Source organism: Kitasatospora sp. NPDC052868 (genome assembly GCF_044547105.1).
Lineage (GTDB): Bacteria > Actinomycetota > Actinomycetes > Streptomycetales > Streptomycetaceae > Kitasatospora.
Genome location: NZ_JBITZW010000026.1, coordinates 23796 through 37950, shown reverse-complemented (window position 1 = coordinate 37950; position 14155 = coordinate 23796). Strand labels below are relative to the sequence as shown.

The window sequence follows — 14155 nt, the reverse complement described above, 5'->3', positions numbered from 1 at the left end:
GCTCCTCTTCGCCTTCGCCATCACGCCACCGCCTTGTCGGCGGCGCGCTGGGCGCGGCGGCGGGCGGCGTCGCAGGTCCGGCACTCGATCTTGCCGTTGGTGCGGACGCTGCCGTGTTCGGCGTGCGCGTGGCCGGCCGCGCAGGTGCCGCTCATGTCGATACGGTGGACGGCGGCCAGGAGCAGCTGCTCGCGCTGACGCAGCGTCCGGTCGGTGAGGCACCGGCCGGCGACGCATCCGCGCACACCGCAGCCGACACGGATGTGGCCGTCCGGAGCAGTGTCATGGTGGAGGAGCCAGGCGATCCGCAGGACGGAGTACTTGGCGTAGTCGTGACCGATGAACGGGGTGCCGGCGTGGTCGGCCGGGCCCTGCCACAGCAGGTGCTCGCCGACGCCGCGCAGGTGGCCGCGGTACTGCCGCACGACCTTGTCGGGGATGTCGCGGCGGGTGTCGAGGCCGGTGCGGTAGCGGCGGGTCCGCGGCGCGGTGCGGGCGCTCATGCGGCCACCGCCCGGGTGGCGGCCGCACGCTGGAGGAGGGCGGGCATGGCCTGGTCGAGTGCGCGGAGCATCACGTCCAGAGCGGCGGTGTTGCGGCGGCCGACCTCGTCGAGGAGGTGGGCGGGGGCGACGCACCGCGCCGTGCCGCAGGAGGCGGCAACCTCGCCCTGGAGGCCGCGGCCCCAGGCCTCCTGCAGGATCAGGCGGCGCACCGCGTAGCGGGTCCGCTGGACCTTGATGTAGGGGCAGGTGCGGTCCATGGGGCCGGTCCACAGCAGGTGGCCGTCGCCGCCCTCCTCGACGCGGGCGCCGAGGAGGGCCTGAAGGGTGGCGGGCAGATCGTGCCCGTCGGGTCGGGAAGTCATTGTTCGCCTCCGGGGGTGTGCGTCGCCGGGGTCGCGGCGACCTGCCAGATTCGGATGTGGGCGCCCGGGACGGGCAGGGCGAGGGGGTGCAGGCCGGGGTAGACCTTGATGCCCGACCACTGCACGACCTGCCCGTCGTCGCCCCACGCGCGGGCGTCGGTCAGGCCGTCGAAGACGGCGCGCAGCAGCTTGTCGCCGTCCGGTCTGACGGCGGGCCAGCCGAGCCGGTCGCCGGGGATCCGCCCGGGGCGGGGCATCGTGAACACGACCGCGACGGCCAGCGGACCGGCAAGGGGAGCGGCCGGCGGCGAGCCGGATCCGGGCGCCGCGTCGGCACGGGCAGCCGCCCGGGTCCCGGCGATCGCCCGGACGGCGGCAGCGGTCACGAGCGCCCGCCAGGGCTTGACCATCTTCGACTGCTCCGCCAGGACCGCCACCTGGCGGCCGGTCACCCGGCTGGTGCGGTGGCCCTTGTAGGCCTTGCTGCCCTGTGCGGCCGGGTCGCCGTACACGGTGACCGTCAGCGCCGGCTCCCGGGCGGGGGCCGCCCCGCCGGCGGGCGGGGCGGCGGCCGCGGTCACGACGCGTTCCTGCGGGTGTCCTTGTCCCACAGCGGAACAACGGCCTGGGGAAGGCCTGCGGGCGACGGCGCCGCGTCGGCGAGCCGGGCAAACACCTCGGCGCGCACGGCGGGCGGCGACACTTCCAACCGGCCCGCGCCCGCCGCCGGGGCCCCGCCCCGCTCCTGCTCGAGCTCGGAGACCCGAAGGCGCAGCGCCCGGTTCTCCTCGGACAGCGCCTCGCAGCGGGCGGCGGCCTCGTCAAGGTCCACCTTCCAGCCGGACACGACGGGGGCGTCGTGCTCGGCGTCGGCCAGCACCTGCTCGAGCTCGCCGCTGGTGCGGGCCAGGCGCAGCCGCAGCAGTTCGACGCGCACGGCCAGCGCCAGGTAGCCCCGGGGCCGGGGCCGGGATCTGCGGGACATCACCGCTCCTCGATGGCGCCAAGGGCCCGGTGGAGGGCGTCGATGGCGGTCCAGGTGGTGAGGGCGCCGGCCGCGTAGTCCTCGGCGAAGCGCAGCGCGGCGCCGTCCTCGTAGGCGGTCGCGCAGTCGCGCATGTCGGCGATACGGGCGGCGATCAGCCAGCGCGGCTCGTCGAAGGCGTCGTCGCGGCCCTCGTCGCGGGCGATGCTGCGCTGGCGGGGGAAGGCGATCGCGGTGGCCGGGGCGGGACGCTGGGAGGGGATGTCGGTGCTCATGGCTGCTCCTGTGTCGGCGTCAGGGACCGGGGCGTGAGGGGAAAAAGCGGGGTGGAGTCTGTGGCGCCGCGGGTCAGGCGGCGTGCGGGGTGCGGGCGGCGGCCCGGTCGGCGAGCTCGGCCTCGAACGCCGCGTACCGCTGGGGGTCGGCGGCGGGGGCGTGGCGGGCGGCGAGGTCGGCGAAGGCCTGCTCGGTGTCGGCGGCGTAGGCCTCGACGAGGAGGTGCTCGACGACGGCGTGCTCGCGCTCGTCGGCCGACCTGGCGCCGGTCGGGCCGGCGGCGGGGGAGGGGCTGGTGGTGGAGGGCTGGTGCGCGGTGGTGGACATGACGGTCTCCTCCGTCATCACGGTCCGGGCGGAACTGTCCGGGCCTCCAGGGAGCGGCACGCACCCCATCGGTGCATGCCGCCGGCCAGGGGGTCCGCTCAGGCCGCCAGCCCGGCACCGGGCTGCGCCAGGCGCGCGATCCGCCCGATCACCTCGCCCTCGGGGGTGTGCGCCGCCCAGTCCGCGAGGCGCTCGATCGGCGCCTGGTCCGCCAGGTCCGAGTCGGCGTTCGCCGCCATGAACTCCACCAGCCGCAGCACCCGCTCGTCCCGCAGGACCAGCTCGGCGGCCGCCGAAGCCGCCCCCGGCGCGCTGCTGGTGAACACCGCCGGGAGCAGGCCGTACACCGCGATCCACGCCGCACCCGACGGGTCGACCGGCCCGTAGCCGGTGTCCGCGCCGAACGACCCGCCCCCGGCCCACACGCCGCGGGCGGCAAGGACCTCGGCGACGCGCAGCAGGTCGCCCTCCACCCCGGCGGCCTGGACCCGGCCGGCGCGGATCGCGGCAGCGGCGTCCGCGTACAGCAGCGTCGCCCCGTTGCTCGACGCCGCGGTGTGCACCACCGCCTCCGGCCCGAAGGCCCGGCACAGCCCGGTCACCCGGGCCGACACCGCGCGGACGGACAGGCCGAGTTCGGCGGCGAGGGAGGCGACGGTCAGGGAGGAGGAGTCGGGGGCGGGGTCTCCGGCGAGAGGCATGACGGTGCTCCGATCACGGGACAGGGGGTGGTACGGCCGGGCGCGCAGGGCAGGCGGTCACTGCTGCGCCCGGCCGGGCTCGGGGTCCGCCGGGTGGGGCGGGGTCCGTGGTGTCCACACTACGCCTTCTCTATTGCTACAGCAATAGAGAACTTGTCGGGGATGAAGGAAGCCCCCGCCCGGAACCCCGGACGGGGGCTCACCCCCTGCACACCGCCCCGCACGACACCGACAGGCCGACCGGCCCCCAGCCCGTCAGGACGGGCCGGCCAGCCACCCCCGGTGGAGGTTGCGGTGGAACGTCCACACGTCCGACATCGACACGTGCTCCGCCCGCTGCCCGGGAACCCGCCAGGTCCTGCGGCGCCCGTCCTCCTTGTAGCGGCGCCTCAGGTCCCGCTCCGACATCGGATGCGGACCGTCCGCCAGCTCGGCCGCCGCGGCCGCCCACGTCACCAGGTCCTGCGGCGGCGTCGAGTAGTACACCCGCGTCCAGCACGGACCCGCCGCACCGGCGGTCCGGCCCGCAGACCCCGGCGCCCCGGGAGAGGCAGGCACACTCATGACGATCGCTTCCCCTCGTTGCACCCGACGGCCGCACCCGCACGGGCGGCCGGACAACCGCCGCAATCACGCGTATCACGCGCGATTGCGCCCACAGGGCAGACAGCCGAGACCCTGCCTCGCTCAGGACGCCCGCGCGGCCGACTCCCACAGCTGATGGCGCGCCACCGCCAGCAGCGCGAACGTCCGCGGCCCCTGCGTCGACCCGCACACCACGTTGCGGCACGCCGCCATCCACCCGCCCCGCGCCGCCGGCACCGCCAGCAGACTCCAGCACCGGCACTGCGGGCACGACACCGCGGTCACCGACCGCCGCCCCGACTCCTGCGTCCGCACATCCGACAGCGCCGCCCGCATCCAGTCCGCCAGGTCGATCGCCTGCAGCTCCACGGCCGCCGCCTCATCACCCTCGGCGATCGCCCCCGCCTGCTCGAACAGCTCACTGCGGTCCCGCACACCCGACCGCATCGGCCCGCCGTGCCGCGCCACGTACGCCGCCACGTTCGCCTCGTGGTCCTGCGCCGCCGCGAGGAGGTCCAGCCGCGAAGGCGCCGACGCCTCGGCCCGCGTCGCCCGACGGTCCGCCAGTTCCACCCCCCGCCGCACCTCCCCCGACGCACCGCCGGCCCGACCGTCCGTCAGGGCGGCTATCAACCGGGAGGTACGACTCGGCACGGCGCTGCTCATGAGGGTCCCCGTTCCCAGCCCCGGTACGCGGCGGGTTGTCAGCCGCTATACGGGGACTCGGTGGTGTCGGCGTGGGTGCCTCATCATGGCACGCCGGCCACACAGGGCAAGATGTTCCCACGCGATGCGTAGCATTGCGCACCAGTTGTAACCCGGCCGTGACCTATGGCACGCCGTCACCACAGCCGGAACCCCGGCTACATGCGCTCCCGGCACTCCGGGGAGAAGAAGTCGGCGGCCTCCCGCAGGCCGTGCACCAGGTCCAGCATCATCTGCGCACCGACCTCGTCGATGCCGTCCGCCGGATTCGCCTCGATCCCCCGCACCGGGTCCCCGTGACGCACCGCCATCCCCCCGTACAGCATCCGCTCCATCAACAGCGCCACCCCGCGCACCGCCGCAGCCGCGGCCGGATCCCGAAGCGAGGAGCCCTGCTCGCCAACGGCCCGCTCCCACGCGGCAGCGATCATCGAAGCCTGCACCGCCCCGCCTCCTCCGCCCTGCTCCTCGAACAGGGCCACCAGCGCAGCATCCTCGAGCACCGGCACCTCCTGCTCCGGGACGTCCGCGCGCGGCCGGTCGCTGCGACGACGGGAGGCCAGATCGATGACAGTGGCAGGAGCCGGGCCCCGGGCGGGCTCGACCTCGTCGGGGTGCGCACTGGCGGGCATGGCGGTCTCCGCTCGTCCGGCGGGAGGGGGGCGACGGGGCCGGCGCCGCCGGAGGCGCCTGCCCGTGGTTGATCAGCGTGCCAAATCACAATCCCGGCCACCACTCATCCGGGCGAAGCCGCCGTGATCGTGGTCCCGTTGTGTCCTGCGGGCGCTGTTCAGTGACTGAAACGCCCGTGTCCCCCACCGTACGGGGTGATCGTCGGCCGGCCCCGATCTCAGCGGGTCCGGAGGCGCCGTACAGCGGAGGACACCGGTGTCCTGCGACGGCCTGACCGTGGTCCGACCGTGCGGCGATTGTAGACACGACCTCCGGCAGACCGATAGATCCGGTCACCGATCAGCCGGGTCGGTGCCACCCATCGGAACGTGCAGGTGCTGCCGAGGGCGCGGTGGAGGACGGCGCCTCCACCGCGCCCGGGCGCTCTGTCGGTGTAGGGGCCCGCTAGACGACGGGTGGCTGCTCGATCAGGCCGACCTTGTCGAGCACGGCGTGGGCGACGGTCCTGGCCTCTGCGGGCTGCAGGTACCTGACGAGCCATGCCGCGACCCCGTCGAGGTCCCGCCAGTCCGGGATGCTGGCCCCGGTGCTCCGGGTACCGTCGGAGACAGGTTCGTCGGAGCCGTGCTCGAGCCTGGCGTCGGCCTCGCGGGGGCTCGGCACCTCGGACGGATTTTCCATGGAAAATCCGTCGTGGCCGACGACCACCGGATCGCCCCCTGTCGGGGAGCCGGTGCCGGGGTCCACCTCCGCGGAGCCGGTGGACTCCATGGGCCCGGCGCCGTCCACCTCACGGGGCGGCGGATTTTCCATGGAAAATCCGCCGGGCCCGCTGTTCGCGCCCTCAGCGAGCGAGCGCTCATCCGGCCTCGGGTGCGCACGCGGCGCAGTGCCCGGGCCGGAAGCGGCAAGCCGCTTCCGCTCCGCTTTCGCCTCCTGACGGTCCATCTTCTTCTTGAGGGCTGCCTCGGCCTCCAGCTCGAGCAGCTGGTTCAGAAGCACCATCTGCTGTGCGGCCGGCATGTCCTCGATGCCCTTTGTCTGGGCGACGGCCCGAGCGTGGCGGATGGCGATACCCTCGCCGCCGCGAGCCTTGGACCGCACGAGCTCCTGCAGGTCGGGGTGGAGCTTCAGGAGGTTCTTGCGCTGGCTGATCCAGGGCCCGGACCATCCCTCACCCTCGGCCGCGTCCTTCGCCGTCGGGTACTCGGCTACGAGGAGCATGACACCGCGGGCTTCCTCGATCGGGTCGAAGTCCTTGCGGCTCATGTTCTCGTCGAGTGCGGCACGCAACAGCTTGGCCTTCGACGCGGCGTGGGAATCGTCCACGACGACGATCAGCCGGGGCTGGCCGTACTTGTTCGCGGCCGCCAGGCGCCGGTTGCCGTTGATGACGATGACGTCGTCCCGGCTCGTGAGGTCGAGGTCGTCCTCATCCTCCGGCCAGAGCTTCAGGTAGGCCTGGAGCGTGACGGCAAGGCAGCTCTGCAGCTGCTTCTCAGCGATGCTTGCGAGGTCGCTGACGTCGATGCTGTCGAGGTTGCTGAGGTCGCCGAGGTCCCGCGGGTTGCGCGGGTTGTAGCGGCAGTTCTCGGTGGGAATCCACCGGGCTGGCCCGGCGTCAACGCGGTTGCTGGGGTCGACGCCGGGAACGGGCTCGACCGGGTCGTCTGCCATGCTGGCGAAGCTGACCTGCTTGCCCATGACGGTCAGCCTCCGTATCCGAGCTCGAGCGCGAGCTTCATGAAGTCCTCGCGAGCCTTGTAGGCGGTGGCGCTGGGCTTGTACTGGGTGACGACCTGACCCTCGGCGCTGGCCCGGGAGTGGATCTTGTAGCGGCGCACCACGGTGTTGGCCCGCGGCCACTTCTTCTTGCCGATGTACTTGATGGTGTCGTCCCGGTCGGGCTCGCCGTCGCGCGGGTCCCAGTTGTTGATCACCACGGTGAACTTCTTCCCCATCGGCTCTACGAGCGTCTGCACGGTCCGTGCCGTCGGGTCGAAGCACAGCGGCTCGGTGATCATCGGCACCACGACGTCGTCGGCGATCTCGAGAGCCTTGCGCAGGATGTGTTCGTCCGCGAGGGTGCCAGGGGTGTCGATGAAGATGTGCCGGTAGTTCTCGCTTGCTCCGAGGACGGCGTTGGCGCAGGCCGCCAGGTTAACGGCGAAGGTGGTCTTGCCGACGCCGCCCTTCTGGTTGGCGACGACGTGGATCCGGGCGCCGGTGTCCTTGAGCCTGAACAGCTGGTCGGCCTGGTCGTGGGCGGCCATGAAGTCGAAGGGCAGCTTCGCTCCGACGCGCTTGGCCCAGACGACGGCGGACCCTTGAGGGTCTGTGGACACGACAAGCACAGAGGACATGATGTTCCGTTCTGTCCGTTGATTTCCCGGGCCTCTTGCCCGGTACTGCGGATGCCCGTGCTCGGGGGATTCTCCCGGGCGCAGGACTGGGCGCCAGAATGCCAGATCCGCAGGCCAACGAACCAACCGACCCGCCGCCACTGGTGAGCCACCGGATTTTCCATGGAAAATCGGTGCCGCCCACCGCTTCATTCGCCCAACGGGACGCATGCTGCCCGGTGCCGGGGTGGGGCGGGTGCCGCCAGCTGTCGGGGGGTGTCGGCGATTTTCCATGGAAAATCGCCGACACCCCCATCGTGCTCACGGCGTGCAGATCGGCAGACGGTTTCACCGTGACCTGCCGTCGTGGCGCCCGTCGTATTGATCCCGCGGGTGAGGTGGCCGAGCCTCATTGTCCGGTGGCGATGGCGATGGCGCTGTAGCGGGTGCGGGCATCGATGATCAGGTTCTGGGTGTGGCGCAGCAGGCGCTGGCGCGCCTCGGGGTCGGGGACGTTCTCGGCGAACGTGGTGGCCAGTTCGCCGTAGCCGGCGAGGACGCCCTGGACGAGGTCGAGGAGCGGGCCGATGCGGGGGTCGGCGGCCCGGGGTTCCTGTGCCTGGGTGGTCATGCTGCTTGCTCGAGTTCTTCGCCCTGCGGGGCGGGCGCGGGTTCGCCGTCGGGGTCGTATGCGGGCACGGGGTCCTCCTGGTGCTCGAGGTGCTGGCGGATGTGGCGGTCGAGGATGCCGCGTTCGACCGCCTGCTGGTAGTCGTCGTGCGCGGCGCGGCTGAACGGCTGCGGGTGGCGTCGGGTGTGGTCGACGACGGCGGCGAGGCAGTCGTCGTCGAGGGGGTGGTAGTCGGCGTGGAGCAGGCACATGCGCGGTGTGCGGGATCGGGTCATTCGGCCTCCAGGGTGTCGAGGAGAGCGGCTACGGCCCGCAGGGTCGCGGAGTCGACCTGGGGCTCGGGGTGGGGGAGGACGGGCCATGCGACCTGTTCGGTGAGCCGGTCCATCGCGGCGGCTTCGGTGCGCAGCGCTGCGGCGGCCTGGTGGTGGCCGTGCTGTGGGGGGTCGTCGGCGTCGGCCGGGTCGAGGGTGAGCAGGTGCAGCTGGCCGTGGGGGCCGATCCGGGCGCTGTGGGTCAGCTGGTCCTGGTGCCATTCAAGTTCGACGCCGCCGTCCTCGGTCGGATAGGCGTGCAGGGGGCCGGTGGCGGTCGTGGCGAGGGGTTCGGCGAGCAGGGCGGCGAGGCCGAGTGCGGCCGCGGTGGGCCGGTGGCCGGTGCCGTCGAGCCAGCCCGGCTGGAGTACGACGAGGGTGTTCAGTCGGTCGGTCATCGCGGTCATGCCTGCTCCCGGGGCGGTGGTCGGCGTGCTGGTGCGTGCCTGTCGCCCAGGGTCCTCCCGGGCTCTGACAACCCCTGCCAGCACCCCGGATCTTTACGGCCGTAAAGATCCGGGGTGCTTAAGCCGCCCGGGTCGGGGTGAACAGGGGCGCGGGTTCGCCGGGGCGGGAGGCCGTGCGGGCGGTAACGAGGGCGGCTTCGTGCCTGCGCAGGCTCTCGGCTTGGAGGGCGGCCTAGTCGCGGATGCTGGTCCAGGCGGGGTCGTCCTCCGGTTCACGCGACCAGTTGCGGGACTCGGGGCCGGCTGTCTCGGCCGCCTGGTCGCGCACGCGGGTCCAGGTCGGGTCGGTCTCGGGTTCGCGAAGGTCCGGGCCGAAGGGGCGCAGCCGGGCCCGGACGGCGGCGATCCGCTGGTCGTTCTCGGTCTGGGCGGCCGCGTGCGCGGTGGCGAGGTTGCGGCGCCAGGTGTCCAGCGCTGTTGCGGCTTCGGCGTGCGGGCCTCGGGCCGGACCTGTGGCTTCGGCTGCCGCCGGTTGTGGGTTCGGGGCCGGGCCGGATTGGGGCGTCCGGCTCGGGCCGGGTTCCAGGATGCGGAGGTGGCTGAGCAGGTCTCGCTTGAGGGTGCGGTTGATGCCGGTGACGATCTGGCGTTCGGCGTAGCGGAGCTGGGTGCCCCAGGCCCGGCTGATCGGCCGCAGGTGCAGGGTTCCGGTGCGCTCGTCGAAGTGCTCGGCGACGGCACCGCCCGCAAGTTCAGGTGCGAGGACGGGCCAGTCGGCGACGAGGTCGCCGCCGGCGACGCCGGTGTCCCAGCCGGCGATCCTGAGGAGGCCTTCGAGTGCGCCTGCGAGGCTGACGGGTTCGCGGCCTGCGTCCTTGGGGCGGGTGCGTAGCGACTTGCGGGCGGGGCCGGTCGTCTCCTGGCGGGGCAGGTTCTTGGAGTTGGCCCGGGCGGCAGCGAGGGCCTGGCGGGCGAGGTCGATACCGCTGGGTGTGCTGCTCACTGGATAGTCCTCCCGAGGAAGGCGGCGACCAGCTCGGCGGCCTGGTCGTCGGTGGGTGTGGGCTGGGCGGGCAGGTGGCCTGAGAGGTCGTCGAGGCCCCGGGAGCGGAAGCTGGTGGACTGCAGGGCCCGGCCCTGGCGCAGCCCGGTGATGATCTGGAGGCCCAGGGAGGGGCGGTGTTCCGGGGCGGACAGGAAGTTCTCGTCGACCCGGGCGGCTGTCCGGGAGTTCGCGGCGACCAGGTCCCGGCTGGCTTCGACGGCCCGCCTGCGTGCGGCCGGGGTCGGCCACACGACGGTTGCGCCGACCAGCCGGGAGGCGAGCAGGCCGGAGCCTCGCCGCAGATCGTGCGGGGCGTCGCGCAGCGCCAGCCAGGCCTGGACCTCGTCGACGGTCCAGCCCGCGTCGGAGACCTCCGACAGTACCCAGGACATCCGGGCCACGGTCGTGCCGGACAACCACAGGACCCGCTCCTTCAGCTGGGCGGCGAGCCGGAACCGGCGGGTGATCTTGTTGCCCTTCCGGGTCTTGCTGGTCTGCTGCTGGCGGGTGCGATTCGGGGCGTTCCCCTCTAGAGGGCCAGCGGGAGGTACGTCGGGATCTGAAGCAGTAGCGGTACCACCCACCATTGGGGTGCAACGCGTCCTCGATGCGGTGGCCTTCTTCCGTCGGCGGCGGACCGCCTTGGAGGCGAGCTTGCCGAGCCGGGCGATCGTCTGGCGGCCGGCCTCGGCGATCCCGGTCATGCGCCGGGTCGGGCCCTTGCCCGTGGTGCGGATGCCGAGCGCCTGGTCGTAGGCCTGGGGGACCGTCAGCGCGAAGTGCGAGGTGCGGCGGGCGACCCAGGTGCGGTCCTCGGTGCGGGGCAGCCGGGTGCCCGCCTCGATGTAGGCGAGCAGGCCCGTGGCCCGAAGGTGCGCCAGGTGGTACTGCACGGTCCGCTCGCCGAGCTTCAGCACCTGCATCAGGTAGGCGACGCCGGGCCGCACCTCGGTGAGCTTGGTCAGCTCCTGGGCGATGCGGACGGTGGTCAGTCCGAACTTCGGGCCCTTCGGCGGCACCGGGGCGATGCCGGCGCCGTGCACCCAGTGGACGGCCTGGAGCCAGCTGTAGGTGTCGGTGACGATCCGTCCGGGCGTCGTGGAGACCCACTGCTGGGGCGCGGGAACGGCCCCGGGGGGTGTGGTCTGAGACACATTCGGGGTCAAAACGGCGCGTGGAGCCACGTCGGTGTGGCATGGCGGCACGGCAGCGTGCATCATTACTCCTAGCTCGTCCGACTGCGAAGGCGGACGCACGAAGGGGCCCCTCGGGGCTTCGGCCCCTCTTGGGGTGTCAGTTGCGAACTGAAAGAACCCGCCCGTTGCTGGGCGGTGAATGCGTCCCGTAGGGGCCGGCTGGTTACCGGGCCTGGCGGGACTCCGCGGAAGCCCTCCGGGTTGGTAGCCCAGGGGGACTGGCAGCGGATGGAACGAGGGCCGTCAGGCGCTCGGTGTTGGTAGCACCGGGTGCAGCTGGACGGCCGGGCGGCAGGAACCTCGTACGACGAAGAGGCGGCCCCGCCCAGTGACTCCTACGTCATGACCACTCCCTGAGGGGTATGCGGAATGCCCGCGGCCCGGGACGGGCGGCGGGAAGTCTGGGTGCCTGCGGCCGGGGGCCGGGATCGTCCGCCGGATTTTCCATGGAAAATCGGAGCTGCCCGGCGGCCGGCTTGACGGTCGTGAAACCCGAGGCCCGCGTCGGGCGGGCCGGGGTAAACCGGGTTTACATCCAGGGGGCCGGGCGCGAGGCGGGGGGCTGCGGGAGGTGTCGGGCTGACGGTACGCCAGGACCCACCGTCGACCGGCGGTGTGGTGTTCACGCCGGGCTGGTGGGTCCGCCTAGCCGTGCACCGGGGTGCACGGGTACCATCGTTCACGACGACCGTCCTTTGTCACGGTTGTCCAAGGGGTCCGTTCTCCTCCATCACGGCGTTGCAGCGCCGGAGGGGATACAGGGCCCCGTTTCCATGTCCAGTTGGAGTATTGCGCAAGGCGTCACAGATTGTGAAGAGCCTTCCGTTGGCGTCAGCCTATCGGTTTTGACCGGCAGAGTGCACACTCCTCGCCGCGCGCCCGCGAGGGTTGACGTTTCATCCGGTTCTGACCGTACTTCGCCCGGTCGCCCCTACCGTTCGGCCGCCCGGTCCCGGCAGGGCGGGACCGATTACTTTGACGCCCGTTCAGCGGAGGTCAAAGTAATGCAGACGTCATGATCGCCGGGCGGCTCCGACACACCGGACCCGGCCTCCTGCGGGGGAGGGCCCGACACCGTGCGGGTCGGCACGGTGGGCTACGGGGCCTCGTGGGGGCGTAGCTCCCAGCCCTGGGGTCGGGTCTCGACGTCGGCGACTTCGTATACGGCGGTGCAGGGCCAGGGGATGGGGGTGCCGGCGTCGACGGTGCAGCGGGCGCAGCGGGTGGGGGTCTGGCCGGTGTCGGGTCCGGCGGTCGGGGTGTGGCCGGTGAGGACGGCGGCGAGTGCCGGCGGCTCCGTGTCCGGGACGGGGGTGTCGGCGGGCGGGGCGGGGAGCAGGGCGGTGGTCATGGGGTGCGGGTCCTTCCGTGAGCGGGGGTCAGGCGGCGTGGGCGGCCGGGTCGGCGGTGGGTGCCGTGGGGAGGGTGATGGAGCCGACGGTGAGGCCGAGCTCGTGCCAGCGGTGGCGGGGGACGGTGCGGCGGCAGCCGGCGCAGCGGATCTCGGGGATCCGGGGGTCCATGCGCATGACGGCGCCGCAGGGCGGTGCGTCGGGGTCGTCGTCGTCCCAGCCGGGTGCGGGGGCGGGGCACGGGTAGGGGACGGTGACGCGGGGGTCGCGTTCGCCGGTGACGGCGGTGGTCATCTCGGCGGTGAGGCGGCGCAGGTCCTGGTGGAGGGTGCGGGTGTCGGCCTGGTGGGTGGAGCACGCCCAGTGCAGCCAGGAGGTGAGGAAGTACTGCACGGCGGTGAGGGTCTGGCCGGGGTCGCCGCGGAAGGTGGCGATGGGCAGGTGCAGGGCGCGGCGCCAGTCGTCCTCGTGGACCTGCAGGCGGGCGGTGGCGTCGCCGGCGAGGAGGCTGATCGCGGAGAGGTTGCCGGGCGCGGCGGACCCGGTGGGGTGCGCGCCCGATCCGCCGCCGGTGGGGCGGTGGGGGGTGTGGGCGGCGGCGGGCAGGCGGCGCCACAGGGCGGCGACTTCGCGGAGCAGGGCGGCGATGGCGCTCTGGCAGCGGTGGCAGGTGGTGCGGCCGGTGAGGGTCTCGTCGTCGTCGAGGAGACGGTGGCAGCAGGCGCAGGGCGGCGCGCCGGGTTCCTGGTGGTCGGTCATGCGGTCCCCCTTGGTGTGGTCTCCCAGGCGCGGTAGCGGTGCAGCCACAGCGGTAGCGTGATCTCGGCCGGGCGCCCGTTGCGGGTGGTGATCCAGAGGCCGGCCTGGGCGGCGAGGGTGCGGGCGAGGAGCAGCGGCGGGCCGAGGTCGGTGGCGCGGGCGGGGCCCCAGTGGGCGGCGGGGTGGTGGGCGAGGCGCCAGATCTCGTATTCGGCGCCGGGGTGCCAGCGGGCGCCGGTGGCGGTGCGGCAGATGTCGGCGAGCGTGTCGTGCAGGACGGCCGCCGGACCGCGCAGGGCGCTCATCGGTCGTGGCGGCAGGTGTCGTCGATGACGAGGTTGAGGGTGCCCGTCTCGTCGACGCGCCAGGTGGTGTTGCCGCCGCTGTCGTGCCAGGGCCCGGTGTGCTGCGGGGACAGGGTGCAGCACAGGGTCGCGGCCCAGGGGCCGCTGGTGGTGGCCGGGCAGCACCCGGGTGCCGGATCGGTCGGGGCCGCGGTGCAGGGCTGCGCGGCGGGGTGGAGCGTGTAGGGGAGGGTGCGCAGCGCCTGGAGGGCGGCGCAGGCCTGTTCGGGGCGCAGTCCGGGGCGAAGGGCGGTCATCTGCTCGACGAGGAGCCGCTCGGCGGGGTCCTCGATGGTGAAGCCGGGCGGTGTGGTGAGCGGGAGCGGCTCGCCGACGGCGCCGTCGATCGCGCGGATCGTCGGGCATGGCCAGGGGTCCGGCACGGTGGGGCCGGTGGCGGTCATGCGGCGGCCTGCCCGGTGGTGTGGGTGGTCGTGGTGGTGAGGGCGGCGACCATGGCGTCGCGCAGGCTGGGCTGGCGGTGTTCGCGGTCGGGGGCGGCGAGGTGGCGGATGCGGGTGGCGGCGCTGATGTTGGCCTGCCACTGGGCGCCGTGGCCGGCATGGCGTTCGAGGTCGTCGGCGAGGGAGAGGAGCCGGCGTACGAGGAGGTCGTAGTCGCGTGCCGGGTCCGGGGCGGGCACCGGTGTCGGGCGGCGGTGCGGGGCGGTGTGCATGAGGGGTCT

22 protein-coding genes are annotated in these 14155 nt (G+C 73.2%); all 22 read right to left on the bottom strand.

Annotation, left to right across the window (positions count from 1 at the left end; translation table 11 throughout):
- Window positions 1-20: 20 nt before the first annotated feature.
- Window positions 21-503, bottom strand: coding sequence for a hypothetical protein (locus tag ACIGZJ_RS30885; protein WP_396460342.1), 483 nt, complete (start codon window positions 501-503; stop codon window positions 21-23).
- Window positions 500-868 carry a hypothetical protein gene (locus ACIGZJ_RS30880; protein WP_396460341.1) on the bottom strand — a complete coding sequence of 123 codons (369 nt, stop codon included), beginning with the start codon at window positions 866-868 and terminating at the stop codon, window positions 500-502. Before ACIGZJ_RS30880 ends, ACIGZJ_RS30885 begins: the two co-directional genes overlap by 4 nt.
- On the bottom strand, window positions 865-1449 hold the full coding sequence (locus ACIGZJ_RS30875) for a RusA family crossover junction endodeoxyribonuclease (RefSeq protein WP_396460340.1): 585 nt from the start codon (window positions 1447-1449) through the stop codon (window positions 865-867). The genes ACIGZJ_RS30880 and ACIGZJ_RS30875 overlap by 4 nt, the downstream gene beginning before the upstream one ends.
- On the bottom strand, window positions 1446-1853 hold the full coding sequence (locus tag ACIGZJ_RS30870; protein WP_396460339.1) for a hypothetical protein: 408 nt from the start codon (window positions 1851-1853) through the stop codon (window positions 1446-1448). Before ACIGZJ_RS30870 ends, ACIGZJ_RS30875 begins: the two co-directional genes overlap by 4 nt.
- Window positions 1853-2128, bottom strand: a complete 276-nt coding sequence (locus ACIGZJ_RS30865; RefSeq protein WP_396460338.1) for a hypothetical protein — start codon at window positions 2126-2128, stop codon at window positions 1853-1855. Before ACIGZJ_RS30865 ends, ACIGZJ_RS30870 begins: the two co-directional genes overlap by 1 nt.
- 73 nt (window positions 2129-2201) lie before the next feature.
- Window positions 2202-2456 (bottom strand): hypothetical protein, encoded by a 255-nt coding sequence (locus ACIGZJ_RS30860; RefSeq protein ID WP_396460337.1) that lies wholly within the window; start codon window positions 2454-2456, stop codon window positions 2202-2204.
- A gap of 98 nt (window positions 2457-2554) precedes the next feature.
- Window positions 2555-3157, bottom strand: coding sequence for a hypothetical protein (locus ACIGZJ_RS30855; RefSeq protein WP_396460336.1), 603 nt, complete (start codon window positions 3155-3157; stop codon window positions 2555-2557).
- 255 nt (window positions 3158-3412) lie between these two features.
- Window positions 3413-3643: a hypothetical protein gene (locus ACIGZJ_RS30850; protein ID WP_396460334.1), complete on the bottom strand. Its 231-nt coding sequence runs from the start codon at window positions 3641-3643 to the stop codon at window positions 3413-3415.
- Window positions 3644-3844: 201 nt separating this feature from the next.
- Complete coding sequence (locus tag ACIGZJ_RS30845; RefSeq protein ID WP_396460333.1) at window positions 3845-4315, bottom strand: hypothetical protein; 471 nt, start codon at window positions 4313-4315, stop codon at window positions 3845-3847.
- A gap of 290 nt (window positions 4316-4605) precedes the next feature.
- Complete coding sequence (locus ACIGZJ_RS30840) at window positions 4606-5079, bottom strand: hypothetical protein (RefSeq protein ID WP_396460332.1); 474 nt, start codon at window positions 5077-5079, stop codon at window positions 4606-4608.
- Window positions 5080-5524: 445 nt separating this feature from the next.
- The gene (locus ACIGZJ_RS30835) at window positions 5525-6784 is read right to left on the bottom strand and encodes a ParB/RepB/Spo0J family partition protein (RefSeq protein WP_396460331.1); all 1260 of its coding nucleotides are present in this window, start codon (window positions 6782-6784) and stop codon (window positions 5525-5527) included.
- Between the two features lie 5 nt (window positions 6785-6789).
- Window positions 6790-7425, bottom strand: a complete 636-nt coding sequence (locus ACIGZJ_RS30830; RefSeq protein ID WP_396460330.1) for a ParA family protein — start codon at window positions 7423-7425, stop codon at window positions 6790-6792.
- 406 nt (window positions 7426-7831) lie between these two features.
- Window positions 7832-8053 (bottom strand): hypothetical protein, encoded by a 222-nt coding sequence (locus ACIGZJ_RS30825; protein WP_396460329.1) that lies wholly within the window; start codon window positions 8051-8053, stop codon window positions 7832-7834.
- Window positions 8050-8328, bottom strand: a complete 279-nt coding sequence (locus tag ACIGZJ_RS30820; RefSeq protein ID WP_396460328.1) for a hypothetical protein — start codon at window positions 8326-8328, stop codon at window positions 8050-8052. The genes ACIGZJ_RS30825 and ACIGZJ_RS30820 overlap by 4 nt, the downstream gene beginning before the upstream one ends.
- The gene (locus ACIGZJ_RS30815; RefSeq protein ID WP_396460327.1) at window positions 8325-8774 is read right to left on the bottom strand and encodes a hypothetical protein; all 450 of its coding nucleotides are present in this window, start codon (window positions 8772-8774) and stop codon (window positions 8325-8327) included. Before ACIGZJ_RS30815 ends, ACIGZJ_RS30820 begins: the two co-directional genes overlap by 4 nt.
- A 232-nt stretch (window positions 8775-9006) precedes the next feature.
- Window positions 9007-9777 carry a DciA family protein gene (locus ACIGZJ_RS30810; RefSeq protein ID WP_396460326.1) on the bottom strand — a complete coding sequence of 257 codons (771 nt, stop codon included), beginning with the start codon at window positions 9775-9777 and terminating at the stop codon, window positions 9007-9009.
- Window positions 9774-10973, bottom strand: coding sequence for a hypothetical protein (locus tag ACIGZJ_RS30805; protein WP_396460325.1), 1200 nt, complete (start codon window positions 10971-10973; stop codon window positions 9774-9776). The genes ACIGZJ_RS30810 and ACIGZJ_RS30805 overlap by 4 nt, the downstream gene beginning before the upstream one ends.
- Window positions 10974-12111: 1138 nt before the next feature.
- Entirely contained in the window at window positions 12112-12366 is a 255-nt protein-coding gene (locus tag ACIGZJ_RS30800) for a hypothetical protein (protein WP_396460324.1), read from the bottom strand.
- A gap of 28 nt (window positions 12367-12394) precedes the next feature.
- Window positions 12395-13126: a hypothetical protein gene (locus tag ACIGZJ_RS30795; RefSeq protein ID WP_396460323.1), complete on the bottom strand. Its 732-nt coding sequence runs from the start codon at window positions 13124-13126 to the stop codon at window positions 12395-12397.
- On the bottom strand, window positions 13123-13431 hold the full coding sequence (locus ACIGZJ_RS30790; RefSeq protein WP_396460322.1) for a hypothetical protein: 309 nt from the start codon (window positions 13429-13431) through the stop codon (window positions 13123-13125). The genes ACIGZJ_RS30795 and ACIGZJ_RS30790 overlap by 4 nt, the downstream gene beginning before the upstream one ends.
- Complete coding sequence (locus ACIGZJ_RS30785; protein ID WP_396460321.1) at window positions 13428-13874, bottom strand: hypothetical protein; 447 nt, start codon at window positions 13872-13874, stop codon at window positions 13428-13430. Before ACIGZJ_RS30785 ends, ACIGZJ_RS30790 begins: the two co-directional genes overlap by 4 nt.
- The gene (locus ACIGZJ_RS30780) at window positions 13871-14146 is read right to left on the bottom strand and encodes a hypothetical protein (protein ID WP_396460320.1); all 276 of its coding nucleotides are present in this window, start codon (window positions 14144-14146) and stop codon (window positions 13871-13873) included. Before ACIGZJ_RS30780 ends, ACIGZJ_RS30785 begins: the two co-directional genes overlap by 4 nt.
- Between the last annotated feature and the right edge of the window lie 9 nt (window positions 14147-14155).

Bases quoted from the DNA above. Each gene is read 5' to 3' on its own strand.
- ACIGZJ_RS30820 (WP_396460328.1), bottom strand. From the start codon at position 8,328: ATGACCCGATCCCGCACACCGCGCATGTGCCTGCTCCACGCCGACTAC.
- ACIGZJ_RS30880 (WP_396460341.1), bottom strand. From the start codon at position 868: ATGACTTCCCGACCCGACGGGCACGATCTGCCCGCCACCCTTCAGGCC.
- ACIGZJ_RS30835 (WP_396460331.1), bottom strand. From the start codon at position 6,784: ATGGGCAAGCAGGTCAGCTTCGCCAGCATGGCAGACGACCCGGTCGAG.
- ACIGZJ_RS30785 (WP_396460321.1), bottom strand. From the start codon at position 13,874: ATGACCGCCACCGGCCCCACCGTGCCGGACCCCTGGCCATGCCCGACG.
- ACIGZJ_RS30790 (WP_396460322.1), bottom strand. From the start codon at position 13,431: ATGAGCGCCCTGCGCGGTCCGGCGGCCGTCCTGCACGACACGCTCGCC.
- ACIGZJ_RS30825 (WP_396460329.1), bottom strand. From the start codon at position 8,053: ATGACCACCCAGGCACAGGAACCCCGGGCCGCCGACCCCCGCATCGGC.
- ACIGZJ_RS30800 (WP_396460324.1), bottom strand. From the start codon at position 12,366: ATGACCACCGCCCTGCTCCCCGCCCCGCCCGCCGACACCCCCGTCCCG.
- ACIGZJ_RS30855 (WP_396460336.1), bottom strand. From the start codon at position 3,157: ATGCCTCTCGCCGGAGACCCCGCCCCCGACTCCTCCTCCCTGACCGTC.
- ACIGZJ_RS30815 (WP_396460327.1), bottom strand. From the start codon at position 8,774: ATGACCGCGATGACCGACCGACTGAACACCCTCGTCGTACTCCAGCCG.
- ACIGZJ_RS30840 (WP_396460332.1), bottom strand. From the start codon at position 5,079: ATGCCCGCCAGTGCGCACCCCGACGAGGTCGAGCCCGCCCGGGGCCCG.
- ACIGZJ_RS30865 (WP_396460338.1), bottom strand. From the start codon at position 2,128: ATGAGCACCGACATCCCCTCCCAGCGTCCCGCCCCGGCCACCGCGATC.
- ACIGZJ_RS30860 (WP_396460337.1), bottom strand. From the start codon at position 2,456: ATGTCCACCACCGCGCACCAGCCCTCCACCACCAGCCCCTCCCCCGCC.
- ACIGZJ_RS30870 (WP_396460339.1), bottom strand. From the start codon at position 1,853: ATGTCCCGCAGATCCCGGCCCCGGCCCCGGGGCTACCTGGCGCTGGCC.
- ACIGZJ_RS30780 (WP_396460320.1), bottom strand. From the start codon at position 14,146: ATGCACACCGCCCCGCACCGCCGCCCGACACCGGTGCCCGCCCCGGAC.
- ACIGZJ_RS30885 (WP_396460342.1), bottom strand. From the start codon at position 503: ATGAGCGCCCGCACCGCGCCGCGGACCCGCCGCTACCGCACCGGCCTC.
- ACIGZJ_RS30795 (WP_396460323.1), bottom strand. From the start codon at position 13,126: ATGACCGACCACCAGGAACCCGGCGCGCCGCCCTGCGCCTGCTGCCAC.